This is a genomic window from Cupriavidus taiwanensis (assembly GCF_900249755.1).
Lineage (GTDB): Bacteria > Pseudomonadota > Gammaproteobacteria > Burkholderiales > Burkholderiaceae > Cupriavidus > Cupriavidus taiwanensis_D.
Genome location: NZ_LT976853.1, coordinates 3412275 through 3438316, shown reverse-complemented (window position 1 = coordinate 3438316; position 26042 = coordinate 3412275). Strand labels below are relative to the sequence as shown.

The 26042-nt window shown below is 63.4% G+C and carries 36 protein-coding genes and 1 pseudogene; all 37 read left to right on the top strand.

Annotation, left to right across the window (positions count from 1 at the left end; genetic code table 11):
• Nucleotides 1–117: 117 nt before the first annotated feature.
• The 37 genes and pseudogenes from recQ (at nt 118) to dsbD (ending at nt 26032) form a co-directional block, all read left to right on the top strand.
• Nucleotides 118–1965 carry a DNA helicase RecQ gene (gene recQ / locus CBM2594_RS15815; RefSeq protein WP_116357626.1) on the top strand — a complete coding sequence of 616 codons (1848 nt, stop codon included), beginning with the start codon at nt 118–120 and terminating at the stop codon, nt 1963–1965.
• 352 nt (nt 1966–2317) lie between these two features.
• Nucleotides 2318–2695, top strand: a complete 378-nt coding sequence (gene rpsL, locus CBM2594_RS15810; protein WP_010810460.1) for a 30S ribosomal protein S12 — start codon at nt 2318–2320, stop codon at nt 2693–2695.
• Nucleotides 2696–2919: 224 nt separating this feature from the next.
• Nucleotides 2920–3390 (top strand): 30S ribosomal protein S7, encoded by a 471-nt coding sequence (gene rpsG, locus CBM2594_RS15805; RefSeq protein ID WP_010810459.1) that lies wholly within the window; start codon nt 2920–2922, stop codon nt 3388–3390.
• Nucleotides 3391–3507: 117 nt separating this feature from the next.
• Nucleotides 3508–5616 (top strand): elongation factor G, encoded by a 2109-nt coding sequence (gene fusA / locus CBM2594_RS15800; protein WP_116357625.1) that lies wholly within the window; start codon nt 3508–3510, stop codon nt 5614–5616.
• 82 nt (nt 5617–5698) lie between these two features.
• Nucleotides 5699–6953 (top strand): annotated as a pseudogene (gene tuf / locus CBM2594_RS15795) (elongation factor Tu).
• Nucleotides 6954–7030: 77 nt separating this feature from the next.
• Entirely contained in the window at nt 7031–7339 is a 309-nt protein-coding gene (rpsJ, locus tag CBM2594_RS15790) for a 30S ribosomal protein S10 (protein WP_006160488.1), read from the top strand.
• Nucleotides 7340–7628: 289 nt separating this feature from the next.
• Complete coding sequence (locus CBM2594_RS15785; protein ID WP_116357624.1) at nt 7629–8858, top strand: dienelactone hydrolase family protein; 1230 nt, start codon at nt 7629–7631, stop codon at nt 8856–8858.
• Nucleotides 8859–9212: 354 nt separating this feature from the next.
• Nucleotides 9213–9863 carry a 50S ribosomal protein L3 gene (rplC, locus tag CBM2594_RS15780; RefSeq protein WP_010812397.1) on the top strand — a complete coding sequence of 217 codons (651 nt, stop codon included), beginning with the start codon at nt 9213–9215 and terminating at the stop codon, nt 9861–9863.
• A gap of 12 nt (nt 9864–9875) precedes the next feature.
• The gene (gene rplD / locus CBM2594_RS15775) at nt 9876–10496 is read left to right on the top strand and encodes a 50S ribosomal protein L4 (protein ID WP_116357623.1); all 621 of its coding nucleotides are present in this window, start codon (nt 9876–9878) and stop codon (nt 10494–10496) included.
• Nucleotides 10493–10807, top strand: a complete 315-nt coding sequence (gene rplW / locus CBM2594_RS15770) for a 50S ribosomal protein L23 (RefSeq protein ID WP_006576245.1) — start codon at nt 10493–10495, stop codon at nt 10805–10807. Before rplD ends, rplW begins: the two co-directional genes overlap by 4 nt.
• Nucleotides 10808–10809: 2 nt before the next feature.
• A complete protein-coding gene (rplB, locus tag CBM2594_RS15765) occupies nt 10810–11640 on the top strand; it encodes a 50S ribosomal protein L2 (RefSeq protein ID WP_116357622.1) in 831 nt (276 codons plus the stop codon).
• 22 nt (nt 11641–11662) lie between these two features.
• Entirely contained in the window at nt 11663–11938 is a 276-nt protein-coding gene (gene rpsS, locus CBM2594_RS15760; protein ID WP_012354138.1) for a 30S ribosomal protein S19, read from the top strand.
• Between the two features lie 9 nt (nt 11939–11947).
• Nucleotides 11948–12277, top strand: coding sequence for a 50S ribosomal protein L22 (gene rplV, locus CBM2594_RS15755; RefSeq protein ID WP_003271370.1), 330 nt, complete (start codon nt 11948–11950; stop codon nt 12275–12277).
• A 9-nt stretch (nt 12278–12286) separates the two neighbouring features.
• The gene (gene rpsC / locus CBM2594_RS15750; protein WP_010812392.1) at nt 12287–13084 is read left to right on the top strand and encodes a 30S ribosomal protein S3; all 798 of its coding nucleotides are present in this window, start codon (nt 12287–12289) and stop codon (nt 13082–13084) included.
• A gap of 2 nt (nt 13085–13086) precedes the next feature.
• The gene (gene rplP, locus CBM2594_RS15745; protein WP_010812391.1) at nt 13087–13503 is read left to right on the top strand and encodes a 50S ribosomal protein L16; all 417 of its coding nucleotides are present in this window, start codon (nt 13087–13089) and stop codon (nt 13501–13503) included.
• 11 nt (nt 13504–13514) lie between these two features.
• A complete protein-coding gene (gene rpmC, locus CBM2594_RS15740; RefSeq protein ID WP_010812390.1) occupies nt 13515–13709 on the top strand; it encodes a 50S ribosomal protein L29 in 195 nt (64 codons plus the stop codon).
• Nucleotides 13706–13984 carry a 30S ribosomal protein S17 gene (gene rpsQ, locus CBM2594_RS15735; protein ID WP_116357621.1) on the top strand — a complete coding sequence of 93 codons (279 nt, stop codon included), beginning with the start codon at nt 13706–13708 and terminating at the stop codon, nt 13982–13984. Before rpmC ends, rpsQ begins: the two co-directional genes overlap by 4 nt.
• 281 nt (nt 13985–14265) lie before the next feature.
• Entirely contained in the window at nt 14266–14634 is a 369-nt protein-coding gene (gene rplN, locus CBM2594_RS15730) for a 50S ribosomal protein L14 (RefSeq protein ID WP_010812388.1), read from the top strand.
• A gap of 9 nt (nt 14635–14643) precedes the next feature.
• Nucleotides 14644–14952 (top strand): 50S ribosomal protein L24, encoded by a 309-nt coding sequence (gene rplX / locus CBM2594_RS15725; protein WP_010812387.1) that lies wholly within the window; start codon nt 14644–14646, stop codon nt 14950–14952.
• 25 nt (nt 14953–14977) lie between these two features.
• Nucleotides 14978–15520, top strand: coding sequence for a 50S ribosomal protein L5 (gene rplE / locus CBM2594_RS15720; protein ID WP_010812386.1), 543 nt, complete (start codon nt 14978–14980; stop codon nt 15518–15520).
• 9 nt (nt 15521–15529) lie between these two features.
• Complete coding sequence (rpsN, locus tag CBM2594_RS15715; RefSeq protein ID WP_010812385.1) at nt 15530–15835, top strand: 30S ribosomal protein S14; 306 nt, start codon at nt 15530–15532, stop codon at nt 15833–15835.
• 27 nt (nt 15836–15862) lie between these two features.
• The gene (gene rpsH / locus CBM2594_RS15710; RefSeq protein WP_010812384.1) at nt 15863–16258 is read left to right on the top strand and encodes a 30S ribosomal protein S8; all 396 of its coding nucleotides are present in this window, start codon (nt 15863–15865) and stop codon (nt 16256–16258) included.
• A 10-nt stretch (nt 16259–16268) separates the two neighbouring features.
• Entirely contained in the window at nt 16269–16802 is a 534-nt protein-coding gene (gene rplF / locus CBM2594_RS15705) for a 50S ribosomal protein L6 (RefSeq protein ID WP_012354137.1), read from the top strand.
• Between the two features lie 11 nt (nt 16803–16813).
• Nucleotides 16814–17170 (top strand): 50S ribosomal protein L18, encoded by a 357-nt coding sequence (rplR, locus tag CBM2594_RS15700; protein ID WP_010812382.1) that lies wholly within the window; start codon nt 16814–16816, stop codon nt 17168–17170.
• Between the two features lie 21 nt (nt 17171–17191).
• Nucleotides 17192–17710: a 30S ribosomal protein S5 gene (gene rpsE, locus CBM2594_RS15695; RefSeq protein ID WP_006160449.1), complete on the top strand. Its 519-nt coding sequence runs from the start codon at nt 17192–17194 to the stop codon at nt 17708–17710.
• Between the two features lie 10 nt (nt 17711–17720).
• Nucleotides 17721–17903 carry a 50S ribosomal protein L30 gene (rpmD, locus tag CBM2594_RS15690; protein ID WP_010812381.1) on the top strand — a complete coding sequence of 61 codons (183 nt, stop codon included), beginning with the start codon at nt 17721–17723 and terminating at the stop codon, nt 17901–17903.
• 19 nt (nt 17904–17922) lie between these two features.
• Entirely contained in the window at nt 17923–18357 is a 435-nt protein-coding gene (rplO, locus tag CBM2594_RS15685; RefSeq protein WP_012354135.1) for a 50S ribosomal protein L15, read from the top strand.
• A 44-nt stretch (nt 18358–18401) separates the two neighbouring features.
• Nucleotides 18402–19745, top strand: a complete 1344-nt coding sequence (secY, locus tag CBM2594_RS15680; RefSeq protein WP_115660937.1) for a preprotein translocase subunit SecY — start codon at nt 18402–18404, stop codon at nt 19743–19745.
• Nucleotides 19746–19768: 23 nt separating this feature from the next.
• Complete coding sequence (gene infA / locus CBM2594_RS15675) at nt 19769–19987, top strand: translation initiation factor IF-1 (protein WP_010812378.1); 219 nt, start codon at nt 19769–19771, stop codon at nt 19985–19987.
• A gap of 31 nt (nt 19988–20018) precedes the next feature.
• A complete protein-coding gene (rpmJ, locus tag CBM2594_RS15670; RefSeq protein WP_008642959.1) occupies nt 20019–20135 on the top strand; it encodes a 50S ribosomal protein L36 in 117 nt (38 codons plus the stop codon).
• 19 nt (nt 20136–20154) lie between these two features.
• Nucleotides 20155–20520, top strand: a complete 366-nt coding sequence (gene rpsM / locus CBM2594_RS15665; RefSeq protein WP_010812377.1) for a 30S ribosomal protein S13 — start codon at nt 20155–20157, stop codon at nt 20518–20520.
• 24 nt (nt 20521–20544) lie between these two features.
• Nucleotides 20545–20943 (top strand): 30S ribosomal protein S11, encoded by a 399-nt coding sequence (gene rpsK, locus CBM2594_RS15660; protein ID WP_010812376.1) that lies wholly within the window; start codon nt 20545–20547, stop codon nt 20941–20943.
• A gap of 314 nt (nt 20944–21257) precedes the next feature.
• A complete protein-coding gene (rpsD, locus tag CBM2594_RS15655; protein WP_116357620.1) occupies nt 21258–21881 on the top strand; it encodes a 30S ribosomal protein S4 in 624 nt (207 codons plus the stop codon).
• 165 nt (nt 21882–22046) lie between these two features.
• The gene (locus tag CBM2594_RS15650) at nt 22047–23027 is read left to right on the top strand and encodes a DNA-directed RNA polymerase subunit alpha (protein WP_010812374.1); all 981 of its coding nucleotides are present in this window, start codon (nt 22047–22049) and stop codon (nt 23025–23027) included.
• 135 nt (nt 23028–23162) lie between these two features.
• Nucleotides 23163–23558, top strand: a complete 396-nt coding sequence (gene rplQ / locus CBM2594_RS15645) for a 50S ribosomal protein L17 (protein ID WP_010812373.1) — start codon at nt 23163–23165, stop codon at nt 23556–23558.
• A gap of 127 nt (nt 23559–23685) precedes the next feature.
• Nucleotides 23686–24060 carry a divalent-cation tolerance protein CutA gene (gene cutA / locus CBM2594_RS15640; protein ID WP_116357619.1) on the top strand — a complete coding sequence of 125 codons (375 nt, stop codon included), beginning with the start codon at nt 23686–23688 and terminating at the stop codon, nt 24058–24060.
• 43 nt (nt 24061–24103) lie between these two features.
• The gene (gene dsbD / locus CBM2594_RS15635; protein ID WP_116357618.1) at nt 24104–26032 is read left to right on the top strand and encodes a protein-disulfide reductase DsbD; all 1929 of its coding nucleotides are present in this window, start codon (nt 24104–24106) and stop codon (nt 26030–26032) included.
• Nucleotides 26033–26042 lie beyond the last annotated feature (10 nt).

Genomic DNA, 26042 nt, shown 5'->3' with positions numbered 1-26042 from the left:
CCGCGTGCGGCGCCGCGCTTTCGTGAGAAACATCGGAGAGTTTGCCGCGCGGGCGCGGCGGCCGGCCCCCTTAGTGGTAAGGTTACGGCTTTTCCGGCTCCAGCATTTCCGTTGTCCATGTCGCAAGCACTGGCGATCCTCAAGGATGTCTTCGGCTACCACGCCTTCCGCGGGCGCCAGGCCGAGATCATCGACCACGTCGCCACCGGGGGCGATTGCCTGGTGCTGATGCCGACCGGCGGCGGCAAGTCGCTGTGCTACCAGATCCCGGCGCTGCTGCGCCAGCGCTCAGGCGATGGCGTCGGCATCGTCGTGTCGCCGCTGATCGCGCTGATGCAGGACCAGGTCGCGGCGCTGACCGAGGCCGGCGTGCGCGCCGCGGTGCTCAACTCGACGCTGACCGGCGCCGAGGCCTCGGCGGTCGAGCGCGACCTGCTGGCGGGACGCATCGAAATTCTCTACGTGGCGCCGGAACGGCTGATGACGCCGCGCTTCCTCGACTTGCTGGAGCGCACCCGCGTCGGCCTGTTCGCCATCGACGAAGCCCACTGCGTGTCGCAATGGGGCCATGACTTCCGCCCCGAGTACATCCAGCTGTCGGTGCTGCACGAGCGCTTCCCGTACGTGCCGCGCATCGCGCTGACCGCGACCGCCGACGCCCTGACGCGCGACGAGATCGTCGAGCGGCTGGCGCTGCACGATGCGCGCATCTTCATCTCCAGCTTCGACCGGCCCAACATCCGCTACCGCATTGTCGAGAAAGACAATGCGCGCCAGCAGCTGCTGGCCTTTATCAGGGCTGAACATACCGCGGCCGACGGCACCCACGACAGCGGCATCGTCTATTGCTTGTCGCGCAAGAAGGTCGAGGACACCGCGCAGTGGCTGAGCGGGCAGGGCATCAATGCGCTCGGCTACCACGCCGGCATGGACGCCCAGGTGCGCCAGCACCACCAGGCGCGCTTTCGCGAAGAGGAAGGGCTGGTGATGGTGGCGACCATCGCCTTCGGCATGGGCATCGACAAGCCCGACGTGCGCTTTGTCGCCCACCTGGACCTGCCCAAGAGCATGGAAGGCTATTACCAGGAAACCGGCCGCGCCGGCCGCGACGGGCTGCCGGCCAATGCCTGGATGGCCTACGGCCTGGGCGACGTGGTGCAGCAGAAGCGCATGATCGACGAGTCCGAGGCCGACGAGGCCTTCAAGCGCGTGTCGTCGTCCAAGCTCGATGCGCTGCTCGGCCTGTGCGAAACCGCGGGCTGCCGGCGCGTGCGCATCCTGGCGTATTTCAACGAGGCCAGCGAACCCTGCGGCAACTGCGACACCTGCCTCGAGCCGCCCGCGACGTGGGACGGCACGCGCGAGGCGCAGATGGCGCTGTCCTGCGTCTACCGTACCGCGCAGGCCAGCCGCGTGCACTTCGGCGCCACCCACCTGATCGACGTGCTGCGCGGCAATGCCTCGGAGAAGATCCGCCAGTGGGGGCACGACAAGGTGTCCACCTTCGGCATCGGCAAGGACCGCTCGGTGCATGAGTGGCACACGGTGTTTCGCCAGCTGATCGCGCAGGGCCTGCTGACCATCGACCACGGCGGCCATGGCGCGCTGCTGCTGGGCGAGGAAGCGCGCGCGGTGCTCAAGGGCGAACGCCAGATCATCCTGCGCCGCCAGGCCACCCGGCCCGGCAAGTCCGGCGAGCGCGCCGCGCGCGGCACGCGCCCGGACCATACCGCCGACATGGACGCCGACACGCTGGCCAACTGGGAGGCGCTGCGGCGCTGGCGCACCGAAGCCGCGCGCGAGCATGGGGTGCCGGCCTACGTCATCTTCCATGACGCCACGCTGGCGGAGCTGGCCCGGACCGCGCCGGACTCGTTGTCCGCGATGCAGGGCATTCCCGGCATCGGCGCGTCCAAGCTGGAGCGCTACGGGCAGTCGATCCTGGCGGCGCTGCGGGCGGTCTGACCCCGAGGTTAGCGCCTGGGCGGGGTGCCCAGGCGGGTATACGGCTTGACGGTATACGATTCCGCTGCTAGGATGCCAGATTCGAGTTTTTGGCTTTGGATTTCGCTCGCCCGTCGGACAAGTGGCCTTCAGGTCGCTGCCGGCAAGCCTACCGGACTGGATTTCCATGGACGGGTGGCGGCAGACGCGGGATCCGGGTGCCGGCTCGCGCTCTTTGGCCATGCTGTTACCGCACAGTCCCGTCTCCAGAGCGCCCGCTCACCTCTCCCGCCCAAAACCCGTAGTTGCCTCTCCCGCCTGGCGCATGCCGGCACGAGGGGCGTTTTTCGTAAAAACCAAGCTGGATTGAACAATGCCAACTATCAACCAACTGGTTCGCAAGCCGCGTGTCTCGGAAGTCGTCAAGAGCAAGAGCCCGGCGCTTGAGAACTGCCCGCAGCGCCGTGGCGTGTGCACCCGTGTGTACACCACGACGCCGAAGAAGCCGAACTCGGCACTGCGTAAGGTCGCCAAGGTGCGCCTGACCAATGGTTTCGAAGTCATTTCGTACATCGGCGGTGAAGGCCACAACCTGCAGGAACACTCGGTCGTGCTGATCCGCGGCGGCCGTGTGAAGGATCTGCCGGGTGTGCGTTACCACATCGTCCGTGGCTCGCTGGACCTGCAAGGCGTGAAGGACCGCAAGCAGGCCCGTTCGAAGTACGGCGCGAAGCGTCCGAAGGCAGCCTAAGTTTCGGCAGCCTGGGCCCGCAAGGCCCGAAGCAACAGTCGATAGCCTGTGGCGCAAGTCATGGTGCTGTCACCAGGCGGCGGTACAACGGAGCGCCTTTTTGGCAACCGTGCCGTCGAGTAAGTGGTCACCCGGCGAATTTGCTGTCTTTGCATGCAAGCTAGTTGGTGGCCGGAGAGCGGGAAACTCTGACCGCGCTCTCAACTGAATCTAAAGGAAAGAAGATGCCACGTCGTCGTGAAGTCCCGAAGCGGGACGTTCTGCCTGATCCGAAGTTCGGCAACGTTGAAGTTGCCAAGTTCATGAACGTGCTGATGCTGGACGGCAAGAAGTCGGTTGCCGAACGCATCGTGTACGGCGCGTTCGACCAGATCGAAAAGAAGGCAGGCAAGGCCCCCATCGAAGTGTTCTCCGTTGCCATCAACAACGTGAAGCCGGTGGTGGAAGTGAAGAGCCGTCGCGTGGGCGGCGCCAACTATCAGGTTCCGGTCGAAGTCCGTCCGTCGCGTCGTTTGGCATTGGCGATGCGCTGGCTGCGTGAGGCCGCGAAGAAACGCAGCGAGAAGTCGATGGCGCTGCGCCTGGCAGGTGAGCTGCTGGAAGCATCGGAAGGCCGTGGCGGCGCGATGAAGAAGCGCGACGAAGTGCACCGCATGGCCGAAGCCAACAAGGCGTTCTCGCACTTCCGCTTCTAAAGCGAGCGAAAACATTGTTGGTTGCCGGGCGGGCTGTGTTTTTACACATCTCGCCCGTTTGTGTTAGGGGCGCGGGCCATGAGATGCCGGCGCCTCACGGACGAATAGAGGATTAAAGTGGCTCGTAAGACTCCCATCGAGCGTTACCGTAACATCGGTATTTCGGCTCACATTGACGCGGGTAAAACCACCACGACCGAGCGCATCCTGTTCTACACCGGTGTGAACCACAAGATCGGTGAAGTGCACGACGGCGCCGCCACCATGGACTGGATGGAGCAGGAGCAGGAGCGTGGCATCACCATCACCTCCGCTGCCACCACCGCCTTCTGGAAGGGCATGGCCGGCAACTACCCCGAGCACCGCTTCAACATCATCGACACCCCGGGCCACGTCGACTTCACCATCGAGGTGGAGCGTTCCATGCGCGTGCTGGACGGCGCGTGCATGGTGTACTGCGCAGTGGGCGGCGTGCAGCCGCAGTCGGAAACCGTCTGGCGTCAGGCCAACAAGTACCGCGTGCCGCGCCTGGCATTCGTCAACAAGATGGACCGTACCGGCGCGAACTTCTTCAAGGTCTACGACCAGCTGAAGACCCGCCTGAAGGCCAACCCGGTGCCCGTCGTGGTGCCGATCGGCGCTGAAGACGGATTCCAGGGCGTGATCGACCTGCTGGAAATGAAGGCGATCATCTGGGACGAAGCCAGCCAGGGCGTGAAGTTCGAATACCGCGACATCCCGGCCGAGCTGCAAGCCACCGCTGAAGAATGGCGCGAGAAGATGGTCGAGTCCGCCGCCGAAGCCAGCGAAGAGCTGATGGAAAAGTACCTGGGCGGCGAAGAGCTGACCCGCGCCGAGATCGTCAAGGCGTTGCGTGACCGTACCATCGCCTGCGAAATCCAGCCGATGCTGTGCGGCACCGCGTTCAAGAACAAGGGCGTGCAGCGTATGCTCGACGCCGTGATCGACTTCCTGCCGTCGCCGGTCGACATTCCGCCGGTTACGGGCACGGACGAGGACGACAGCGAGAAGAAGCTCGAGCGCAAGGCTGACGACAACGAAAAGTTCTCGGCACTGGCGTTCAAGATCATGACCGACCCGTTCGTTGGCCAGCTGATCTTCTTCCGCGTCTACTCGGGCAAGATCAATTCGGGCGACACCGTGTACAACCCGGTCAAGAGCAAGAAGGAACGCCTCGGCCGTATTCTGCAGATGCATGCCAACCAGCGCGAAGAAATCAAGGAAGTGCTGGCCGGCGACATCGCCGCTGCAGTGGGTCTGAAGGACGCCACCACGGGCGACACGCTGTGCGATCCGGCTGCCCCGATCGTGCTCGAGCGCATGGTGTTCCCGGAGCCGGTGATCTCGCAGGCCGTCGAGCCGAAGACCAAGGCCGACCAGGAAAAGATGGGCATCGCCCTGAACCGCCTGGCCGCCGAAGATCCGTCGTTCCGCGTGCGCACCGATGAAGAATCGGGCCAGACCATCATTTCGGGCATGGGCGAGCTCCACCTCGAAATCCTGGTCGACCGCATGAAGCGCGAATTCGGCGTGGAAGCCAACATCGGCGCGCCGCAGGTGGCCTACCGCGAAACCATTCGCAAGAAGGCCGAGGACGTCGAAGGCAAGTTCGTCAAGCAGTCGGGCGGCCGCGGCCAGTACGGTCACGCCGTGATCACGCTGGAACCGCAAGAGCCGGGCAAGGGCTTCGAGTTCATCGACGCCATCAAGGGCGGTGTGATTCCTCGCGAATACATCCCGGCGGTCGAAAAGGGTATCGTCGACACGCTGACGGCCGGTATCCTGGCTGGCTTCCCGGTGGTGGACGTGAAGGTCACGCTGACGTTCGGTTCGTACCACGACGTGGACTCGAACGAAAACGCGTTCCGCATGGCCGGCTCGATGGCTTTCAAGGAAGCCATGCGCAAGGCCAGCCCGGTTCTGCTCGAGCCGATGATGGCCGTGGAAGTGGAAACGCCGGAAGACTACACCGGTACCGTGATGGGCGACCTGTCGTCCCGCCGCGGCATCGTGCAGGGCATGGACGACATGGTGGGCGGCGGCAAGATCATCAAGGCCGAAGTCCCGCTGTCGGAAATGTTCGGTTATTCCACGGCGCTGCGCTCGGCCACGCAAGGCCGCGCCACGTACACCATGGAATTCAAGCACTACGCCGAGGCGCCGAAGAACATCGCCGAAGCCGTGATGGCCGCCAAGGGCAAGTAAATAAGCTGTATGCCGCCGCAACCCATCCGGGTGCGGCGGCGTGATGAATCGACAAGACTGCATTCCATTAGGAGCTAAAAAAATGGCAAAGGAAAAGTTCGAGCGGACCAAGCCGCACGTGAACGTTGGTACGATTGGTCACGTTGACCATGGCAAGACCACGCTGACCGCAGCGATCGCCACGGTGCTGGCAGCGAAGTTCGGTGGTGCGGCCAAGAAGTACGACGAAATCGACGCAGCGCCGGAAGAGAAGGCCCGCGGTATTACCATCAATACCGCCCACGTCGAATACGAAACGGCCAACCGCCACTACGCGCACGTTGACTGCCCGGGCCACGCCGACTACGTGAAGAACATGATCACGGGTGCCGCCCAGATGGACGGCGCGATCCTGGTGTGCTCGGCCGCTGACGGCCCGATGCCGCAGACGCGCGAGCACATCCTGCTGGCCCGCCAGGTTGGCGTTCCGTACATCATCGTGTTCCTGAACAAGTGCGACATGGTGGACGACGCCGAACTGCTCGAGCTGGTCGAGATGGAAGTGCGCGAGCTGCTCTCCAAGTACGAATTCCCCGGCGACGACACCCCGATCATCAAGGGTTCGGCCAAGCTGGCGCTGGAAGGCGACAAGGGCGACCTGNGACGACACCCCGATCATCAAGGGTTCGGCCAAGCTGGCGCTGGAAGGCGACAAGGGCGACCTGGGCGAAGAAGCCATCATGCGCCTGGCCGATGCGCTGGATAACTACATCCCGACGCCGGAGCGTGCCGTTGACGGTACCTTCCTGATGCCGGTGGAAGACGTGTTCTCGATCTCGGGTCGCGGCACCGTGGTGACCGGCCGTATCGAGCGCGGCGTGATCAAGGTCGGCGAAGAAATCGAAATCGTCGGTATCAAGCCGACCGTGAAGACCACCTGCACCGGCGTGGAAATGTTCCGCAAGCTGCTGGACCAGGGCCAGGCTGGCGACAACGTCGGTCTGCTGCTGCGCGGCACCAAGCGTGAAGACGTCGAGCGCGGCCAGGTGCTGTGCAAGCCGGGTTCGATCAAGCCGCACACCCACTTCACCGGCGAGGTGTACATCCTGTCGAAGGACGAAGGCGGCCGTCACACCCCGTTCTTCAACAACTACCGCCCGCAGTTCTACTTCCGTACCACCGACGTGACCGGCTCGATCGAGCTGCCGGCGGACAAGGAAATGGTCATGCCGGGTGACAACGTGTCGATCACCGTCAAGCTGATCGCCCCGATCGCCATGGAAGAAGGCCTGCGCTTCGCCATCCGCGAAGGTGGCCGTACCGTCGGCGCCGGCGTCGTGGCAAAGATCCTCGACTAAGCACTTCCTGGGACATGCCTGCGGGCATGTCCCCATTCAACGGGCAGCTTGCCCAATCGCTCTTTTAAGGAAATATCATGCAGAACCAGAAGATCCGTATCCGCCTGAAGGCTTTCGACTATCGCCTGATCGACCAGTCGGCCGCCGAAATCGTGGATACCGCCAAGCGTACCGGCGCGATCGTCAAGGGCCCGGTGCCCCTGCCGACCCGCATCCAGCGCTTCGACATCCTGCGTTCGCCGCACGTCAACAAGACCAGCCGCGATCAGTTCGAGATCCGCACGCACCAGCGCCTGATGGACATCGTCGACCCGACCGACAAGACGGTTGACGCGCTGATGAAGCTCGACCTGCCGGCAGGCGTGGACGTCGAGATCAAGGTGTAAAGATGTTTCGGGCCGCCCAGGCGGCCTGATGCAGCAAAACGGCGAACCTCGGTTCGCCGTTTTTGTTTTCGCCAGGCGCGCGGCATGGTCGACGCAACCGCCATAGCGGCTCGACCCCGCGCCCCCGGCCTTGCGTTGACCGAAGCCGGATTTTCCTGCACTAATCGGACAGCCGCTGCAGCCAGCGGCCACGTTGCTGCGGTGCGCTGCCACCATGATGGCAATCCCGCACGGCAGCGCGACCTTCCACCAGCTGTCAGTCAACAGAGAACGACAAGGAGCGCAGGCCATGGGCCAGACCATCCAGATCCAGACCCGCGACGGCACGTTCAGCGGGTATCTCGCCACCCCTGCGGCGGGCAAGGGCCCCGGCATCGTGCTGTGCCAGGAGATTTTCGGCGTCAATGCCACCATGCGCGAGGTGGCCGACTACTACGCCGAGGAAGGCTATACGGTGCTGGTGCCCGACCTGTTCTGGCGCATCGCGCCGGGGATCGAGCTGACCGACCGCGGCGCGGACTTCCAGCGCGCGCTCGGGCTGTACCAGCAGTTTGACGAAGCCAGGGGCGTCCAGGACGTGGGCGCCGCGCTGGATGCCTTGCGGGCGCGGCCCGAATGCATCGGCCAGACCGGCGTGCTGGGCTTCTGCCTGGGCGGCAAGCTGGCCTACCTGGCGGCCTGCCGGCTGCCCGACGTCGCCTGCGCGGTGGCGTACTACGGCGTGGGCATCGAGCATGCGCTGGACGAGGCCGCCAATGTGCGCGGCCGCCTGGTGGTGCATATCGCGCAGAAGGATGGCTTCTGCCCGCCCCAGGCGCAGGCGGCGATCGGCGAGGCGCTGGCCGGCCGGGACCACATCGAGGTGTACGTCTATCCCGGCGTCGACCATGCCTTCGCGCGCGCAGGCGGCGAGCACTTCGACAAGCCCTCGGCGCTGATGGCGCACCAGCGCTCGATCGCCGCGCTGCGCCGCGAGATCGGGCCGCATTACGACTTCTCGGCGCTGTGGGACAGGCACTGCGAGTATGAATTCGCCACCCGCGATGTCGATGCGACCATGGCCACGATGGTGGCGCAGCCCTATGTGAACCATATCCCGACCATGACCGGCGGCGTCGGCTACGCCCAGCTGCGCCGCTTCTACCAGCACCACTTCGTGCACAGCAATCCGCCGGACACGACGCTGATCCCGCTGTCGCGCACCGTGGGTGCCACGCAGATCGTCGACGAACTGCTGTTCTGCTTCACCCATACTTGCGAGATCGACTGGATGCTGCCTGGCGTGCCGCCCACCGGCAAGCGCGTGGAGATCCCGCTGATCGCCATCGTCAAGTTCCGCGGCGACAAGCTGTACCACGAGCACATCTACTGGGACCAGGCCAGCGTGCTGGTGCAGATCGGCAAGCTGGATCCGGCGGGTTTGCCGGTGGCGGGCGTGGAGACTGCACGCAAGCTGCTCGATGAAACGCTGCCGTCGAACACGCTGATGGCGCGCTGGCCGCAGAGCGAGGGCAAGTGAGGCGCTGGTACTCGATCGCTGCAAAGTTCGTCCGCGTCGCTGCCTGACGTCTCTGCTGCTGTGCCGTACGGGCCGCATTGACACCGGCCCGTCGTCTCTTCACCACAGCCAGGCAGCGCAAGCGTCACTGCCGCGTCGTCCCTGCCTACAACATTGCACGGGAATCCGCAATTCATATTGCCCTTTCCAAACTGCTGCGATATAGTGTAAGGCTACCCGTTTCCTCGGGTAGTGGGCTGGCCATTTTGGCCGCGCGCAGTCTTCTTTAGCGCAAGTCCATCCGCGCACAAGCGCAAGCACAGTTTTCGTGTATCAATCAGCCCCGGCCAATCGCAGCTGGGAATGGAGCAAACCATGAGCCTTGGCCTTGTAGGTCGCAAGGTTGGCATGACCCGTATTTTCACGGACGACGGTGAAGCGATTCCCGTGACCGTGGTCGAGGTCGGCGACAACCGCGTGACGCAAATCAAGACGGACGAGACCGACGGTTATACCGCGGTTCAAGTCACCTTCGGCGCACGACGCGCAAGCCGCGTTACCAAGCCGCTGGCGGGTCACCTCGCCAAAGCCGGCGTGGAAGCCGGCGAAATCATCCGCGAATTCCGTATCGACGCAGCCAAGGCTGCCGAACTGCAAGCTGGCGGTTCGCTGTCGGTCGACCTGTTCGAAGTCGGTCAGAAGATCGACGTGCAGGGCGTGACCATCGGTAAGGGCTACGCCGGTACCATCAAGCGCTATCACTTCGCCTCCGGCCGTGCCACCCACGGTAACTCGCGCTCGCACAACGTGCCGGGCTCGATCGGTATGGCGCAGGATCCGGGCCGCGTGTTCCCGGGCAAGCGCATGACCGGTCACCTGGGCGATGTCACCCGCACCGTGCAGAACCTGGAGATCGCCAAGATCGACGCAGAGCGCAAGCTGCTGCTGGTCAAGGGTGCCATCCCTGGCTCCAAGAACGGCAAGGTCATCGTTACCCCGGCCGTCAAGGCCAAAGCCAAAGCTTAAGGAGCGCATGTAATGGAACTCAAGCTCCTCCAGGACAATGGCCAAGTCGGTGCAGGCGTCGCAGCCTCGCCCGAAGTGTTCGGCCGTGACTACAACGAAGCCCTCGTTCACCAGATCGTCGTCGCTTACCAGGCCAACGCGCGCAGCGGTAACCGCAAGCAGAAGGATCGTGAAGAGGTCAAGCACACGACCAAGAAGCCGTGGCGCCAGAAGGGTACGGGCCGTGCTCGTGCCGGTATGTCTTCCTCGCCGCTGTGGCGCGGGGGCGGCCGTATCTTCCCGAATTCGCCGGAAGAGAACTTCAGCCAGAAGGTCAACAAGAAGATGTTCCGTGCCGGCATGCGCTCGATTTACTCGCAGCTCGCACGTGAAGGTCGTATCAACGTGGTGGACGGTTTCACTGTCGACGCGCCCAAGACCAAGCTCTTGGCCGAAAAGTTCAAGGCCATGGGCCTGGACTCGGTGCTGATCATCACCGACAGCCTCGACGAAAACCTCTACCTGGCTTCGCGCAACCTGCCGCACGTGGCAGTCGTGGAGCCGCGCCAGGCTGATCCGCTGTCGCTCGTGCACTACAAGAAGGTGCTGGTGACCAAGGCGGCCGTCGCGCAGATCGAGGAGTTGCTGAAATGACGCAAGTAGCCAAGAACGATCATCGTTTGATGCAGGTGCTGCTCGCGCCGGTGGTTTCCGAAAAGGCAACCCTGGTCGCCGACAAGAATGAACAGGTCGTGTTCGAAGTGGCCCGCGATGCCAACAAGGCAGAAGTGAAGGCCGCCGTCGAACTGCTGTTCAAGGTCGAGGTGCAGTCCGTTCAGATCCTGAACCAGAAGGGCAAGCAGAAGCGCTTCGGCCGTTTCATGGGCCGTCGCAACCACGTGAAGAAAGCTTACGTGTCGCTGAAGCCGGGTCAGGAAATCAATTTTGAAGCGGAGGCCAAGTAATCATGGCACTCGTCAAGACCAAGCCGACTTCCCCGGGTCGTCGCTCGATGGTGAAGGTGGTCAACAAGGACCTTCACAAGGGCACCCCGTACGCGCCGCTGCTGGAAAAGCAATTCCAGAAGTCGGGCCGTAACAACAATGGTCATATCACCACCCGCCACAAGGGCGGTGGTCATAAGCACCACTACCGCGTGGTCGACTTCAAGCGCAACGACAAGGACGGCATCCCCGCCCGCGTCGAGCGCCTGGAATACGATCCGAACCGCAGCGCCAACATCGCGCTGGTCGTGTTCGCCGACGGCGAGCGCCGCTACATCATCGCCACCAAGGGCATGGTTGCCGGCCAGCAGCTGCTGAACGGCTCGGAAGCGCCGATCAAGGCCGGTAACAACCTGCCGATCCGCAACATTCCGGTCGGTACCACGATCAACAACGTGGAAATGCTGCCGGGCAAGGGCGCGCAGATCGCACGTGCCGCGGGCGGCTCCGCCGTGCTGCTGGCCCGCGAAGGCCTGTACGCCCAGGTTCGCCTGCGCTCCGGCGAAGTGCGCCGCGTGCACATCGAGTGCCGCGCCACCGTTGGTGAAGTGGGCAACGAAGAGCACAGCCTGCGCGTCATCGGCAAGGCCGGTGCGACCCGCTGGCGCGGTATCCGCCCGACGGTCCGTGGTGTCGTGATGAACCCGGTCGACCACCCGCACGGTGGTGGCGAGGGCAAGACCGCTGCCGGTCGTGATCCGGTGTCGCCGTGGGGTACCCCGACCAAGGGTTACCGTACCCGCAGCAACAAGCGCACGGACAGCATGATCGTCCAGAAGCGCCACAAGCGTTAATCGGTAGGTAGGAGCTAAAGATATGACTCGTTCCGCTAAAAAGGGTCCGTTCTGCGACGCCCACCTGCTGAAGAAGGTGGAAGTTGCAACGAGCGGCAAGGACAAGAAGCCCATCAAGACATGGTCGCGCCGCTCGACCATTCTGCCGGAGTTCATCGGCCTGACGATTGCCGTTCACAACGGCCGTCAACACGTGCCGGTGTACGTTACGGAAAACATGGTTGGCCACAAGCTCGGCGAATTTGCGATCACCCGCACGTTCAAGGGCCACGCGGCTGACAAGAAAGCGAAGAGGTAAGGTGCCATCATGGAAGTGAAAGCGATTCATCGCGGTGCCCGCATCTCCGCCCAGAAGACGCGCCTGGTCGCTGACCAGATCCGTGGTCTGCCGATCGAGCGCGCGCTCAACGTCCTGACGTTCAGCCCGAAAAAGGCTGCCGGGATCGTGAAGAAGGTGGTCGAATCGGCCATCGCCAACGCCGAGCACAACGAAGGCGCCGACATCGACGAACTCAAGGTCAAATCGATCTACGTCGACAAGGCAACCTCGCTCAAGCGCTTCACGGCACGGGCAAAGGGCCGCGGCAACCGCATCGAGAAACAAACCTGTCACATCACTGTGACGCTCGGCAACTAAGGAGTCACGATGGGACAGAAGATTCATCCGACTGGCTTCCGTCTGGCTGTCAGCCGTAACTGGGCTTCGCGCTGGTACGCCAGCAACACGAAGTTCGCCGGCATGCTGAAGGAAGACATCGAAGTTCGCGACTTCCTGAAGAAGAAGCTCAAGAACGCATCGGTTGGCCGCGTCGTGATCGAGCGCCCCGCCCGCAATGCCCGCATCACCATTTACAGCTCGCGTCCGGGCGTGGTGATCGGCAAGAAGGGTGAGGACATCGAACTGCTGAAGGCCGAACTGCAGCGTCGCATGGGCGTGCCCGTGCACGTGAACATCGAGGAAATCCGCAAGCCGGAAACCGATGCTCAGCTGATCGCCGATTCGATCACCCAGCAGCTCGAGCGCCGCATCATGTTCCGCCGCGCCATGAAGCGCGCCATGCAGAACGCGATGCGCCTGGGCGCCCAGGGTATCAAGATCATGAGCGCCGGCCGTCTGAACGGTATCGAAATCGCACGTACCGAGTGGTACCGCGAAGGCCGTGTGCCCCTGCACACCCTGCGCGCCGACATCGACTACGGCTTCTCCGAAGCAGAAACCACCTACGGCATCATCGGTGTCAAGGTGTGGGTCTACAAGGGGGATCACCTCGGCCGCAATGACGCGCCGGTGGTGGAAGAGCCGCAGGACGACCGTCGTCGTCGCCCGGGTCGTCCGGAAGGCCGCCGCCGTGAAGGCGAAGGCCGTCCGGGTGGCAACCGCCGCGGCGGTGCCGGTGCCGGTCGCCGCGCTGCGCCTGGCGCAGATGCGAAGAGTGGAGAATAACGATGCTGCAACCTAAGCGCAGAAAATACCGCAAGGAGCAGAAAGGCCGCAACACGGGTAAGGCTACCCGTGGTAACGCCGTGTCTTTCGGCGAATTCGGCCTGAAGGCCATGGGCCGTGGCCGCCTGACGGCTCGTCAGATCGAGTCGGCACGTCGTGCGATGACCCGCCACATCAAGCGTGGCGGCCGCATCTGGATCCGGATTTTCCCGGACAAGCCGATCTCGAAGAAGCCCGCCGAAGTCCGTATGGGTAACGGCAAGGGCAATCCGGAGTACTACGTGGCTGAAATCCAGCCGGGCAAGATGCTGTACGAAATGGATGGCGTGAGCGAAGACCTGGCACGTGAGGCGTTCCGCCTCGCGGCGGCCAAGCTGCCGATCGCCACCAATTTCGTGGTGCGCCAGGTCGGGACGTAAGGAGAGCAGGAATGAAAGCATCCGAACTTCGCGGCAAGGACGCCGCAGGCCTGAACCAGGAGCTCTCCGAGCTGCTGAAGGCCCAATTTAGCCTGCGCATGCAAAAGGCAACCCAACAGCTGCAGAACACCAGCCAGCTGAAGAAGGTTCGCAAGGACATCGCGCGCGTGCAAACCGTGCTGACTCAAAAGGCGAACGCGAAATGACTGAAGTTGCACAAACGGAAACGTCGCTTCGCCGCACCCTGGTCGGCCGTGTCGTGAGCGACAAGATGGACAAGACCGTTACGGTCTTGGTGGAAAACCGCGTCAAGCATCCCCTGTACGGCAAGTACGTGCTGCGTTCCAAGAAGTACCACGCACACGACGAAGCCAACCAGTACAAGGAAGGCGACAAGGTCGAAATCCAGGAAGGCCGTCCGCTGTCGCGGACCAAGTCCTGGGTGGTTTCCCGGCTGGTAGAGGCTGCACGCGTCATCTAAGAACAACACGTTCTTAGCTTGACTTGCAAGTCCAGGATTATGTAGCTATAATCCTGGACTTCCGCTTTATTGCGTTCGCCTTAGCTGTACCACCCGGGCGGGCCTGTTGAGCGAGCCAGGGCCAGGCGGCTTCGATGAGGTTTCGTCGGATTTGCCGGGCTCCTACCGACTTCAAAGTTGATCAACCCATACGGTGCTGGCGCAAGGCCGGAACCGACGGGACCAAGACTGACCGACGGGCGCTATCGCACCTGGCGGATTAAGTTGGGAAGACAAACACCATGATTCAGACAGAAAGCCGGCTCGAAGTGGCCGATAACACTGGTGCGCGCGAAGTGCTGTGCATCAAGGTGCTGGGTGGCTCCAAGCGCCGCTACGCAAGCGTTGGCGACATCATCAAGGTGACCGTCAAGGACGCAGCGCCGCGCGGTCGCGTCAAGAAGGGCGACATCTACAACGCCGTCGTCGTGCGTACCGCCAAGGGCGTGCGCCGCGCTGACGGTTCGCTGATCAAGTTCGACGGCAACGCCGCCGTCCTGCTGAACAACAAGCTCGAGCCGATCGGCACCCGTATCTTCGGGCCGGTGACTCGTGAACTCCGTACCGAGCGCTTCATGAAGATCGTGTCGCTCGCTCCGGAAGTGCTGTAAGGAGCCGCCATGAACAAGATTCGCAAAGGCGACGAAGTCATCGTGCTGACCGGCAAGGACAAGGGCAAGCGCGGTACCGTGCAGGCCGTCCTCGGCGACAAGGTCGCGGTGCAAGGCGTGAACATCGCCAAGAAGCATGCGCGCCCGAACCCGATGCTAGGCACTACCGGTGGTGTGGTCGACAAGGTCATGCCCCTGCATATTTCCAACGTTGCGCTCGTGGATGCCAATGGCAAGCCGTCGCGCGTCGGCATCAAGGTGGAAGACGGCAAGCGCGTGCGCGTGCTGAAGACCACCGGCGCCGTCGTGGCAGCTTGATTCTGGGCACGTATAGGAGTTGAGCATGGCAGCACGTCTGCAAGAGTTTTACAAAGAACAGGTTGTGCCGAAGCTGATCGAACAGTTCGGCTACAAGTCGGTCATGGAAGTGCCGCGCATCACCAAGATCACCCTGAACATGGGTCTTGGCGAAGCCATCAATGACAAGAAGATCATTGAGAACGCTGTCGGCGACCTGACCAAGATCGCCGGTCAGAAGCCGGTCGTGACGAAGGCCAAGAAGGCTATCGCCGGCTTCAAGATCCGCCAGGGCTACCCCATCGGTGCGATGGTGACCCTGCGCGGCGAGCGCATGTTCGAATTCCTCGATCGTTTCGTCACCGTGGCCCTGCCGCGCGTGCGTGACTTCCGTGGTGTGTCGGGCCGTTCGTTCGACGGTCGCGGCAACTACAACATCGGTGTGAAAGAGCAGATCATTTTCCCCGAAATCGAGTACGACAAGATCGACGCACTGCGTGGTCTGAACATCAGCATCACGACGACGGCAAAGAACGACGAGGAAGCCAAGGCACTCCTCGGTGCGTTCAAGTTCCCGTTCCGCAATTAAGGGGTAACCGTGGCTAAACTGGCTCTGATTGAACGTGAGAAGAAGCGCGCCAAGCTGGTGGCGAAGTACGCCGCCAAGCGCGCCAACCTCAAGGCCATTATCGACGACCAAGAAAAGTCGGAAGAAGAGCGTTACAGCGCGCGTCTCGAGCTGCAACAGCTCCCGCGCAACGCGAACCCGACCCGCCAGCGTAACCGCTGCGCGATCACCGGTCGTCCCCGCGGTACCTTCCGCAAGTTTGGCCTGGCGCGTAACAAGATCCGCGAAATCGCCTTCAAGGGCGAAATCCCGGGTCTGACGAAAGCCAGCTGGTAATTACGCACAGGCTACAGGAGAAACAGTATGAGCATGAGCGATCCTATCGCCGATATGCTGACGCGCATCCGCAACGCCCAGGGCGTGCAGAAAGCGTCGGTTGTCATGCCGTCGTCGAAGCTGAAAGTGGCAATCGCCAAGGTCCTGAAGGACGAAGGCTATATCGACGACTACGCCGTCCAGGAAGATGGCGGCAAGGCACAACTGAGCATCGGTCTCAAGTACTACGCCGGCCGTCCGGTGATCGAGCGCATTGAGCGCGTCTCGAAGCCCGGCCTGCGCGTGTACAAGGGCCGCAGCGACATCCCGCAAGTGATGAACGGCCTCGGTGTGGCGATCATCTCGACCCCGCAGGGTCTGATGACCGACCGCAAGGCTCGCGCCACCGGCGTGGGCGGCGAAGTTCTCTGCTACGTCGCTTAAGGAGAGAACCATGTCCCGTGTAGGTAAGGCTCCCATCGCGCTCCCCAAGGGCGCGGAAGTGAACGTGGCAGCTGGCGTGCTCTCCGTGAAGGGTCCGCTGGGTACGCTGTCGCAACCGATTCACAGCCTGGTCAAGGTCAATGTCGAGAACGACACGCTGACCTTCGCACCGGCTGACGAGTCGCGTGAAGCAAACGCCCTGCAAGGCACCATGCGCGCCCTGGCGGCGAACATGGTCAAGGGCGTGACCACCGGTTTCGAGCGCAAGCTGAACCTCGTTGGCGTGGGCTATCGTGCCCAGCTGCAAGGCACTGCGCTGAAGCTCCAGCTTGGTTTCTCGCACGACGTGATCCATGAGATGCCGGAAGGCGTGAAGGCCGAAACGCCGACGCAGACCGAAATCCTGATCAAGGGTGCGGACAAGCAGAAAGTCGGTCAGGTTGCCGCGGAAGTCCGCGCGTACCGTCCGCCCGAGCCCTACAAGGGCAAGGGTGTGCGTTACAGCGACGAGCGCGTCATCCTGAAGGAAACCAAGAAGAAGTAAGGGGTGCAATGATGAACAAGAAAGACGCTCGTTTGCGCCGTGCACGTCAGACCCGCGCCAAGATCGCGGAGATGAAAGTCAATCGTCTGACCGTGTTCCGTACGAATTCGCATATTTACGCCCAGGTCTTCTCGGAGTGCGGCACCAAGGTGCTGGCTTCGGCTTCGACCGCAGAGGTGGAAGTGCGCAAGGAACTGGATGGCAAGGGCGCTACCGCCGCTGCCGCTACCGTCGTGGGCAAGCGCATCGCCGAGAAGGCGAAGGCTGCCGGCGTGGAAACCGTCGCGTTCGATCGCGCCGGCTTCCGTTTCCATGGCCGCGTCAAGGCCCTGGCAGACGCCGCCCGCGAAGCCGGCCTGAAGTTCTAAGCGCATAGAGAGAGATACGTCATGGCAAAGATGCAAGCAAAAGTCCAACAGGACGAACGCGACGACGGCCTCCGCGAGAAGATGATCTCGGTCAACCGTGTCACCAAGGTGGTGAAGGGTGGCCGGATTCTCGGTTTCGCTGCGCTGACCGTGGTCGGTGACGGCGATGGCCGCATCGGCATGGGCAAGGGCAAGGCCAAGGAAGTGCCGGTTGCTGTTCAGAAGGCAATGGACGAAGCCCGTCGCAAGATGGTCAAGGTCTCGCTGAAGAACGGCACGCTGCAACACGAAGTCGTTGGCAAGCACGGCGCCGCCAAGGTGCTGATGATGCCCGCCAAGGAAGGTACCGGCGTGATCGCCGGCGGCCCGATGCGCGCGATCTTCGAAGTGATGGGCGTCACCAACGTGGTGACCAAGTCGCACGGCTCCACCAACCCGTACAACATGGTTCGCGCCACGCTGGACGGCCTTCAGAAGATGAGCACGCCGGGCGAAATCGCCGCCAAGCGTGGCAAGTCGGTCGAAGACATCCTGGGTTAAGGTGAACGCAATGTCGCAGAAAACCGTAAAAGTGCAACTCGTGCGCAGCCTGATCGGCACGCGCGAGGATCATCGCGCCACCGTTCGTGGCCTGGGCCTGCGCCGCATCAACTCGGTGTCGGAGCTGCAGGACACGCCCGCCGTGCGCGGCATGATCAACAAGGTCTCGTACCTGGTCAAGGTTCTGGCCTGATCGGGACTTGGAGAGCAAGATGCAACTGAACAACCTGAAACCGGCCGCCGGTTCGAAGCACGCCAAGCGTCGCGTCGGCCGCGGTATCGGCTCCGGCCTGGGCAAGACCGCCGGTCGCGGTCACAAGGGTCAGAAGTCGCGTTCGGGCGGCTTCCACAAGGTCGGCTTCGAAGGCGGTCAAATGCCGCTGTATCGTCGCCTGCCGAAGCGCGGCTTCACCTCGCTGACCAAGGCGTTCACCGCCGAAGTCACGCTGCGTGACATCGAGCGCCTGGAAGCGGCCGAAGTCGATCTGCTGGTCCTGAAGCAGGCTGGCCTGGTCGGCGACCTGGTCAAGAGCGCCAAGGTCATCAAGGCCGGCGAGCTGACCCGCAAGGTGACGATCAAGGGTCTGGGCGCCACCGCTGGCGCCAAGGCCGCGATCGAAGCCGCCGGCGGCCAGATCGCAGCCTGATACGGCATTTATCGCAGCATAGGCAGTCATAGTCGGAGCATCGTTTGGCCACGGCGAAACCCAATGCAAGCGCGCAAGCCAGGAACACGGCGAAGTACGGCGACCTCAAGCGCCGGCTGATGTTCCTGGTGCTGGCCCTGATCGTGTACCGCATCGGCGCTCATATTCCGGTGCCCGGTATCGATCCGGAGCAGCTTGCGAAGCTTTTCCAGAGTCAGTCGGGTGGCATCCTCGGGATGTTCAACCTGTTCTCGGGCGGGGCGCTGTCGCGCTTTACCGTCTTCGCGCTCGGCATCATGCCGTACATCTCGGCGTCGATCATCATGCAGTTGCTGACGATCGTGCTGCCGCAGCTGGAGTCGCTGAAGAAGGAAGGGCAGGCAGGGCAGCGCAAGATCACGCAGTACACGCGCTACGGCACCGTGGTCCTGGCCACGTTCCAGGCGCTGTCGATCGCGGTCGCGCTGGAGTCGCAGCCCGGGCTGGTGCTGGATCCGGGCCTGATGTTCCGGGCCACGGCGGTGATCACGCTGGTGACCGGCACGATGTTCCTGATGTGGCTGGGTGAGCAGATCACCGAGCGTGGTCTGGGCAACGGCATCTCGATCATCATCTTCGGCGGTATCGCGGCGGGCCTGCCCAACGCGATCGGCGGACTGTTCGAACTGGTCCGCACGGGTTCCATGAGCATCATCGCGGCGATCTTCATCGTGGCGATCGTGATCGGTGTGACCTTCGCCGTGGTGTTCGTCGAGCGCGGCCAGCGCAAGATCCTGGTGAACTATGCCAAGCGTCAGGTCGGCAACAAGGTGTACGGCGGTCAGTCGTCGCACCTGCCGCTGAAGCTGAACATGGCAGGGGTGATTCCGCCGATCTTCGCATCGTCGATCATCCTGTTCCCGGCGACGATCGCGGGCTGGTTCACGTCTGACTCGACCGGTATGGTCGGCCGGTTCATCAAGGACCTGGCTGCCACGCTGTCGCCGGGCCAGCCGGTCTACATCCTGCTGTACGCTGCTGCGATTGTATTTTTCTGCTTCTTCTATACGGCCCTGGTGTACAACAGCCGTGAAGTGGCAGACAACCTGAAGAAAAGCGGTGCCTTCATTCCGGGCATTCGTCCGGGCGAGCAGACGACGCGCTATATCGACAAGATCCTGGTGCGTCTGACGTTGGCTGGTGCGATCTACATCACACTGGTCTGCCTGTTGCCGGAATTCCTGGTGCTGCGCTGGAACGTTCCGTTCTATTTCGGCGGAACCTCCCTGCTGATCATCGTGGTCGTCACGATGGACTTCATGGCCCAGGTGCAGTCCTATGTCATGTCGCAGCAGTATGAGTCGCTGCTGAAGAAGGCGAATTTCAAGGGCAATCTGACCTTGCGCTGACTTCGGATCGGTACAGGCTAGGTATGGCTAAAGACGACGTCATCCAGATGCAGGGGGAGGTCCTGGAAAACCTGCCCAATGCGACGTTCCGAGTCAAGCTGGAGAATGGCCATGTGGTGCTGGGCCATATCTCCGGCAAGATGAGAATGAACTACATCCGGATTCTTCCGGGTGACAAGGTGACGGTCGAGCTGACCCCATATGATCTGTCGCGCGCACGAATCGTCTTCCGGACGAAGTGAGCGAACAGGAATTGAAGGAAGAGGAAAAATCATGAAAGTGCTGGCTTCTGTTAAGCGCATTTGCCGCAACTGCAAAATCATCAAGCGCAACGGTGTCGTGCGCGTGATCTGCTCGTCGGATCCCCGCCACAAGCAACGCCAAGGCTAATCGGAAAGAGGATTGACGAATGGCACGTATCGCAGGGGTTAACATCCCGAACCACAAGCACACCGAAATCGGCCTGACGGCCATTTATGGTGTCGGCCGCTCGCGCGCTCGCAAGATTTGCGAGGCCACCGGTGTACCGTTTGACAAGAAGGTCAAGGACCTGACCGACGCCGACCTGGAAAAGCTTCGTGACGAAGTGGGCAAGGTCACGGTCGAGGGTGACCTGCGTCGTGAAACCACGATGAACATCAAGCGTCTGATGGACCTTGGTTGCTATCGTGGCATGCGTCACCGCAAGGGCCTGCCCATGCGCGGTCAGCGTACCCGGACCAACGCCCGTACCCGCAAGGGTCCGCGCAAGGCCGGCGTGGCTCTGAAGAAGTAAAGCCGAAGGCAGAGGAAGAAACTAATGGCAAAAGGTCCGAATAACGCCGCTCGCGCGCGTAAAAAGGTCAAGAAGAACGTTGCCGACGGCATTGCGCACGTCCACGCTTCGTTCAACAACACCATCATCACGATCACCGACCGCCAGGGCAACGCCCTGTCGTGGGCGACCGCCGGTGGCCAGGGCTTCAAGGGTTCGCGCAAGTCGACCCCGTTCGCTGCCCAGGTTGCTGCCGAGAACGCCGGCCGCGTGGCGCAAGACCAGGGCATCAAGAACCTGGAAGTGCGCATCAAGGGCCCCGGCCCGGGTCGTGAATCGGCTGTCCGCGCGCTGAACGCGCTGGGCATCAAGATCGCGATCATCGAAGACGTCACGCCGATTCCGCACAACGGCTGCCGTCCGCCGAAGCGCCGCCGCATCTAAGGCGTTGGCGTGTCCGGGCCGGCGGGTTTACCTGCCGGTTCCGGATATGGTAGTATCGCGCGCTGACCTGCTGCATTTTAATGCGGCAGGTTTTCGTTTTGCGCCGGAGCAATGGCTTTCGCAGCACATTGGCCAGCCGGCGCATAAGTAGCGTATTGGTAAATGCTTGCAGCGATGCCTCCGGCAACGGAGCGCGCTTAATAAGCCCACCGTCCGTCACGGTCCGGCGCGTGCCCCGATGCACCGCGCCAGCACTGCGTTGGCGGACTCACGGCGCGTCCTGAAGGCGCCGTGATCGATCAAAGGAAGACAACGTGGCACGTTATACCGGCCCGAAGGCCAAACTTTCCCGCCGTGAAGGCACCGACCTGTTCCTGAAGAGCTCGCGCCGCTCGCTGGCCGACAAGTGCAAGCTGGACAGCAAGCCGGGCCAGCATGGCCGCACCTCGGGTGCCCGCACCTCGGACTACGGCAACCAGCTGCGCGAAAAGCAGAAGGTCAAGCGCATCTACGGCGTGCTCGAGCGCCAGTTCCGCCGCTACTTCGCCGAAGCCGACCGCCGCAAGGGCAACACCGGCGAGAACCTGCTGCAACTGCTGGAATCGCGCCTGGACAACGTGGTGTACCGCATGGGCTTCGGCTCGACCCGCGCCGAAGCGCGCCAGCTGGTGTCGCACAAGGCGATCCTGGTGAACGGCCAGACCCTGAACGTGCCGTCGGCCCAGATCAAGTCGGGCGACGTGATCACCATCCGCGAGCAGTCGAAGAAGCAGGTCCGTATCGCCGAGGCGCTGTCGCTGGCCGAGCAGTCGGGCTTCCCGGCCTGGGTGGCCGTGGATTCCAAGAAGTTCGAAGGCACCTTCAAGCAAGTCCCGGATCGCGCCGATATCTCGGGCGACATCAACGAAAGCCTGATCGTCGAACTGTACTCGCGTTAATCCGCGAGCACCCGGCCCAGAGCTTGCGTTCGTCGCAAAGCTTCTCCTTCAGCCCGACGCGCTTCGCGCGCGTCGGGCTTCGCCCATCGTTACGATGGGATTTCCAGGTTCCAAACGTCAGCCTTATCGGTGTAACGAGCCGAGGGTATTGAAAAGGACAACCTAATGCAAACAGCACTCCTCAAGCCAAAAATCATCGCCGTCGAGCCTCTGGGCGACCATCACGCCAAAGTCGTGATGGAGCCGTTCGAGCGCGGCTACGGCCATACGCTCGGTAACGCCCTGCGTCGCGTGCTGCTGTCGTCGATGGTCGGTTATGCCCCGACCGAAGTCACGATCGCTGGGGTGGTCCACGAGTATTCCACCATCGACGGCGTGCAGGAAGACGTCGTCAACCTGCTGCTCAACCTGAAGGGCGTGGTGTTCAAGCTGCACAACCGCGACGAAGTCACGGTGTCGCTGCGCAAGGATGGCGAAGGCGTGGTCACGGCTGCCGATATCGAGCTGCCGCACGACGTCGAGATCATCAACCCGAACCACGTGATCGCCCATCTGTCGGCCGGCGGCAAGCTGGACATGCAGATCAAGGTCGAGCAAGGCCGCGGCTACGTGCCGGGCAACGTGCGCAAGTTCGGCGACGAATCCGGCAAGGTCATCGGCCGCATCGTGCTGGACGCTTCGTTCTCGCCGGTGCGCCGCGTGTCGTACGCGGTTGAATCGGCTCGCGTGGAACAGCGTACCGACCTCGACAAGCTGGTCATGAACATCGAAACCGATGGCGTGATCTCGCCCGAGGAAGCGATCCGCCAGTCGGCCCGCATCCTGGTCGACCAGCTGTCCGTGTTCGCCGCGCTGGAAGGCACCGAGTCGGCGGCCGAGGCCGCATCGAGCCGCACGCCGCAGATCGACCCGATCCTGCTGCGCCCGGTCGACGACCTGGAGCTGACGGTGCGTTCGGCCAACTGCCTGAAGGCCGAAAACATCTACTACATCGGCGACCTGATCCAGCGTACCGAGAACGAACTGCTCAAGACCCCGAACCTGGGTCGCAAGTCGCTCAACGAGATCAAGGAAGTCCTCGCCTCGCGTGGCCTGACCCTCGGCATGAAGCTCGAGAACTGGCCGCCCGCAGGTCTGGAGAAGTAATTGTGGCGCGGGGCATCCGTCCCGCACCGCGGTAACCGCCCCGGCCTCGGCCGGGGCATGTATGACTACCGGCCCGCGTCCAGCCGCATCGGACGATAGAAGAGCTGGTCAAACACTTAACTGAAAGGAATCATCATGCGTCACCGTCATGGCTTGCGGAAACTGAACCGCACCTCGTCGCACCGTCTCGCGATGCTGCGCAACATGTCCAACTCGCTGTTCCAGCACGAGCTGATCAAGACCACCGTGCCCAAGGCCAAGGAACTGCGCAAGGTTGTCGAGCCGCTGATCACGCTGGCCAAGAAGGACACCGTTGCGAACCGCCGCCTGGCCTTCGCCCGCCTGCGCGACCGCGACATGGTCACCAAGCTGTTCACCGAACTGGGCCCGCGCTACGCCACCCGTCCGGGCGGCTACACCCGCATCCTGAAGTTCGGCTTCCGCCAGGGCGACAACGCGCCGATGGCGCTGGTCGAGCTGGTGGATCGTCCGGAAATCACCGAAGCCCCGGCCGAAGAAGCCGCGGAATAAGTGCGTTTCCTGCCTGCTGCCGTCGTACGACGGTTGCGGGCACACCGCTTACAATCGAGCCAGGCATGCGCCTGGCTCTTTTGTTTTTTGGGCCGCGCGGCGGCAGCCTGCCGCAAGGAGAGTGTCGATGCAAAGCCAAACTGACCACGTTGCCGGTCCGGACGAGGTGCTGGTCGTCCTGACCAACGCGCCCGATGCCGGCACCGCGGCGCGTTTGTCGCAGGCCGTGCTGCAGGCGCGCGCTGCTGCCTGCGTGAACCGTCTGACGCCGGTCGAATCCGAGTACTGGTGGCAGGGCAAGCTCGAGCAGGCGCAGGAATGGCCGCTGCTGATCAAGACCACGCGTGCGCGCTACGCTGCACTGGAGGCCGTGATCCGGCAACATCACCCCTACGACGTGCCGGAGATCATTGCCTGGCCGCTGGCGGCGGGTTACGCGCCTTATCTGGCGTGGGTCCATGCCGAGGCCGGCAGTACCGCGCCGCCCGCCGCGCAGCAGTAGGTTCGGCAGCGTCGACAGATCAAGACAGACAGGAAACAGCTTCATGGACATCGGTTTGGCACTTCCGGAGCGCTCGCGCGGGCAGGTTTGGGCGCGGCATATTGCCGCAGCGCTGCTGGCGGTATTGGCCTGGTTGTGCCTTGCCGGCACGGCGCATGCCGCCACGGAAGACGACTTCCTGCCGCCGGAGCAGGCCTTCCGGTTTGCCGCACGCCAGCTCGACGACAAGAGCGTCGAGGTCCGCTTCGACGTCGCCCCCGGCTACTACATGTACCGCGAGCGCTTCGCCTTCGCCGCGCAGCCCGCCGGCGTGAAACTGGGCCCGCCGGCCTATCCGCACGGCAAGGTCAAGTTCGACGAGACCTTCGGCAAGGAGATGGAGACCTACCGCGACAGCGTGGTCATCCGGGTGCCGGTCGAGGCCGCGCCCGCCGATGGCAAATGGACGCTGACGGTGACTTCGCAGGGCTGCGCCGACAAGGGCCTGTGCTATCCGCCGATGGAAACCGTCTACAAGGTCGGAGGCGGCGTGCTGGCCGACCTGTTCGGCAAGCGCGGCCGCAGCGATGCTCCCGCCGCCGAGGCGGCCCCGGCACCCGCGGTCCCCGCGGTACCTGGCGCGGCCGCCACCCTGCGCGCCGACGACAGCGACCGCATCGCCGGCGCACTGGCCAGCCGCAACCTTGGCGTGATCGCGGCGCTGTTCTTCGGCCTGGGCCTGCTGCTGACCTTTACGCCGTGCGTGCTGCCGATGGTGCCGATCCTGTCGTCGATCGTCGTCGGCGAGCATGTCACGCGCGGCCGCGCGCTGGTGGTCTCGCTGGCCTATGTGCTGGGCATGGCGGTGGTCTATACGGCCGTCGGGGTGGCCGCGGGGCTGCTGGGCGAGGGCCTGTCGGCCGCGCTGCAGACGCCGTGGGTGCTGGGCCTGTTCGCGGCGCTGATGGTGGCGCTGGCGCTGTCGATGTTCGGGCTGTATGAGCTGCAATTGCCGCAGCGCTGGCAGACCCGCCTGACCGAATCGTCGAACCGCCGCCAGGGCGGCCAGGTGGCGGGTGCGGCGGCGATGGGCGCGATCTCGGCGCTGATCGTCGGGCCTTGCGTCACCGCGCCGCTGGCCGGGGCGCTGGCCTATATCGCGCAGACCCGCGATGCCGTGATCGGCGGCGGCGCACTGTTCGCGATGGCGCTGGGCATGGGCGTGCCGCTGGTGCTGGTGGGCGTGGGCGCGGGCAACCTGCTGCCGCGCGCCGGGCGCTGGATGGAGGTGACCAAGCGCTTCTTCGGCTTCCTGCTGCTGGGCGTGGCGCTGTGGATGCTGGGGCCGGTGCTGCCGGCGTGGACCACGATGCTGCTGCTGGCGGCGCTGCTGCTGGTGGCGGCGGTGTTTCTCGGTGCCTTCGACGGCCTGGGGCCGGATCCGCGCAACCTGGCCCGGGTGGGCAAGGGCGTGGGCGTGCTGTTTGCCATCGCCGCGGCGATCGTGCTGATCGGCGTGGCCTCGGGCGGGCGCGATGCGCTGCAGCCGCTGTCGCACCTCAGCGTGGCACGTAGCGGCGCCGAAAGCGGTGGCGAAAGCGGCCGCGACGCGAAGGCGGTGCGCTTCGAGCGCGTGCGCAGCGTCGCCGAACTCGATGCCCGCGTGGCGCAGGCCGCGGCCGCGGGCAAGCCGGTGCTGCTGGATTTCTATGCCGACTGGTGCGTCAGCTGCAAGGAAATGGAGCGCATGACTTTTGTCGACGCGCGCGTGCGCGCGCGGCTGGCGGAGATCGTGCTGCTGCAGGCGGACGTGACCGCCAACAATGCCGACGACAAGGCCCTGCTCAAGCGCTTCGGCCTGTTCGGGCCGCCCGGCATCATCCTGTTCGGTGCGGACGGGCGCGAGCGCCCGGTGCGCGTGATCGGCTACCAGTCGGCCAGCCGCTTCCTGGAAAGCCTGGAACGCGCTTTCGGCGAGCGTACGCGCACCTGAAGCGTACCCG

What these genes read in the sequence shown, in the direction of transcription:
- recQ (WP_116357626.1), top strand. Translation starts at nt 118, where the DNA reads ATGTCGCAAGCACTGGCGATCCTCAAGGATGTCTTCGGCTACCACGCC.
- rpsL (WP_010810460.1), top strand. Translation starts at nt 2,318, where the DNA reads ATGCCAACTATCAACCAACTGGTTCGCAAGCCGCGTGTCTCGGAAGTC.
- rpsG (WP_010810459.1), top strand. Translation starts at nt 2,920, where the DNA reads ATGCCACGTCGTCGTGAAGTCCCGAAGCGGGACGTTCTGCCTGATCCG.
- rpsJ (WP_006160488.1), top strand. Translation starts at nt 7,031, where the DNA reads ATGCAGAACCAGAAGATCCGTATCCGCCTGAAGGCTTTCGACTATCGC.
- CBM2594_RS15785 (WP_116357624.1), top strand. Translation starts at nt 7,629, where the DNA reads ATGGGCCAGACCATCCAGATCCAGACCCGCGACGGCACGTTCAGCGGG.
- rplC (WP_010812397.1), top strand. Translation starts at nt 9,213, where the DNA reads ATGAGCCTTGGCCTTGTAGGTCGCAAGGTTGGCATGACCCGTATTTTC.
- rplD (WP_116357623.1), top strand. Translation starts at nt 9,876, where the DNA reads ATGGAACTCAAGCTCCTCCAGGACAATGGCCAAGTCGGTGCAGGCGTC.
- rplW (WP_006576245.1), top strand. Translation starts at nt 10,493, where the DNA reads ATGACGCAAGTAGCCAAGAACGATCATCGTTTGATGCAGGTGCTGCTC.
- rplB (WP_116357622.1), top strand. Translation starts at nt 10,810, where the DNA reads ATGGCACTCGTCAAGACCAAGCCGACTTCCCCGGGTCGTCGCTCGATG.
- rpsS (WP_012354138.1), top strand. Translation starts at nt 11,663, where the DNA reads ATGACTCGTTCCGCTAAAAAGGGTCCGTTCTGCGACGCCCACCTGCTG.
- rplV (WP_003271370.1), top strand. Translation starts at nt 11,948, where the DNA reads ATGGAAGTGAAAGCGATTCATCGCGGTGCCCGCATCTCCGCCCAGAAG.
- rpsC (WP_010812392.1), top strand. Translation starts at nt 12,287, where the DNA reads ATGGGACAGAAGATTCATCCGACTGGCTTCCGTCTGGCTGTCAGCCGT.
- rplP (WP_010812391.1), top strand. Translation starts at nt 13,087, where the DNA reads ATGCTGCAACCTAAGCGCAGAAAATACCGCAAGGAGCAGAAAGGCCGC.
- rpmC (WP_010812390.1), top strand. Translation starts at nt 13,515, where the DNA reads ATGAAAGCATCCGAACTTCGCGGCAAGGACGCCGCAGGCCTGAACCAG.
- rpsQ (WP_116357621.1), top strand. Translation starts at nt 13,706, where the DNA reads ATGACTGAAGTTGCACAAACGGAAACGTCGCTTCGCCGCACCCTGGTC.
- rplN (WP_010812388.1), top strand. Translation starts at nt 14,266, where the DNA reads ATGATTCAGACAGAAAGCCGGCTCGAAGTGGCCGATAACACTGGTGCG.
- rplX (WP_010812387.1), top strand. Translation starts at nt 14,644, where the DNA reads ATGAACAAGATTCGCAAAGGCGACGAAGTCATCGTGCTGACCGGCAAG.
- rplE (WP_010812386.1), top strand. Translation starts at nt 14,978, where the DNA reads ATGGCAGCACGTCTGCAAGAGTTTTACAAAGAACAGGTTGTGCCGAAG.
- rpsH (WP_010812384.1), top strand. Translation starts at nt 15,863, where the DNA reads ATGAGCATGAGCGATCCTATCGCCGATATGCTGACGCGCATCCGCAAC.
- rplF (WP_012354137.1), top strand. Translation starts at nt 16,269, where the DNA reads ATGTCCCGTGTAGGTAAGGCTCCCATCGCGCTCCCCAAGGGCGCGGAA.
- rplR (WP_010812382.1), top strand. Translation starts at nt 16,814, where the DNA reads ATGAACAAGAAAGACGCTCGTTTGCGCCGTGCACGTCAGACCCGCGCC.
- rpsE (WP_006160449.1), top strand. Translation starts at nt 17,192, where the DNA reads ATGGCAAAGATGCAAGCAAAAGTCCAACAGGACGAACGCGACGACGGC.
- rpmD (WP_010812381.1), top strand. Translation starts at nt 17,721, where the DNA reads ATGTCGCAGAAAACCGTAAAAGTGCAACTCGTGCGCAGCCTGATCGGC.
- rplO (WP_012354135.1), top strand. Translation starts at nt 17,923, where the DNA reads ATGCAACTGAACAACCTGAAACCGGCCGCCGGTTCGAAGCACGCCAAG.
- infA (WP_010812378.1), top strand. Translation starts at nt 19,769, where the DNA reads ATGGCTAAAGACGACGTCATCCAGATGCAGGGGGAGGTCCTGGAAAAC.
- rpmJ (WP_008642959.1), top strand. Translation starts at nt 20,019, where the DNA reads ATGAAAGTGCTGGCTTCTGTTAAGCGCATTTGCCGCAACTGCAAAATC.
- rpsM (WP_010812377.1), top strand. Translation starts at nt 20,155, where the DNA reads ATGGCACGTATCGCAGGGGTTAACATCCCGAACCACAAGCACACCGAA.
- rpsK (WP_010812376.1), top strand. Translation starts at nt 20,545, where the DNA reads ATGGCAAAAGGTCCGAATAACGCCGCTCGCGCGCGTAAAAAGGTCAAG.
- CBM2594_RS15650 (WP_010812374.1), top strand. Translation starts at nt 22,047, where the DNA reads ATGCAAACAGCACTCCTCAAGCCAAAAATCATCGCCGTCGAGCCTCTG.
- rplQ (WP_010812373.1), top strand. Translation starts at nt 23,163, where the DNA reads ATGCGTCACCGTCATGGCTTGCGGAAACTGAACCGCACCTCGTCGCAC.
- cutA (WP_116357619.1), top strand. Translation starts at nt 23,686, where the DNA reads ATGCAAAGCCAAACTGACCACGTTGCCGGTCCGGACGAGGTGCTGGTC.
- dsbD (WP_116357618.1), top strand. Translation starts at nt 24,104, where the DNA reads ATGGACATCGGTTTGGCACTTCCGGAGCGCTCGCGCGGGCAGGTTTGG.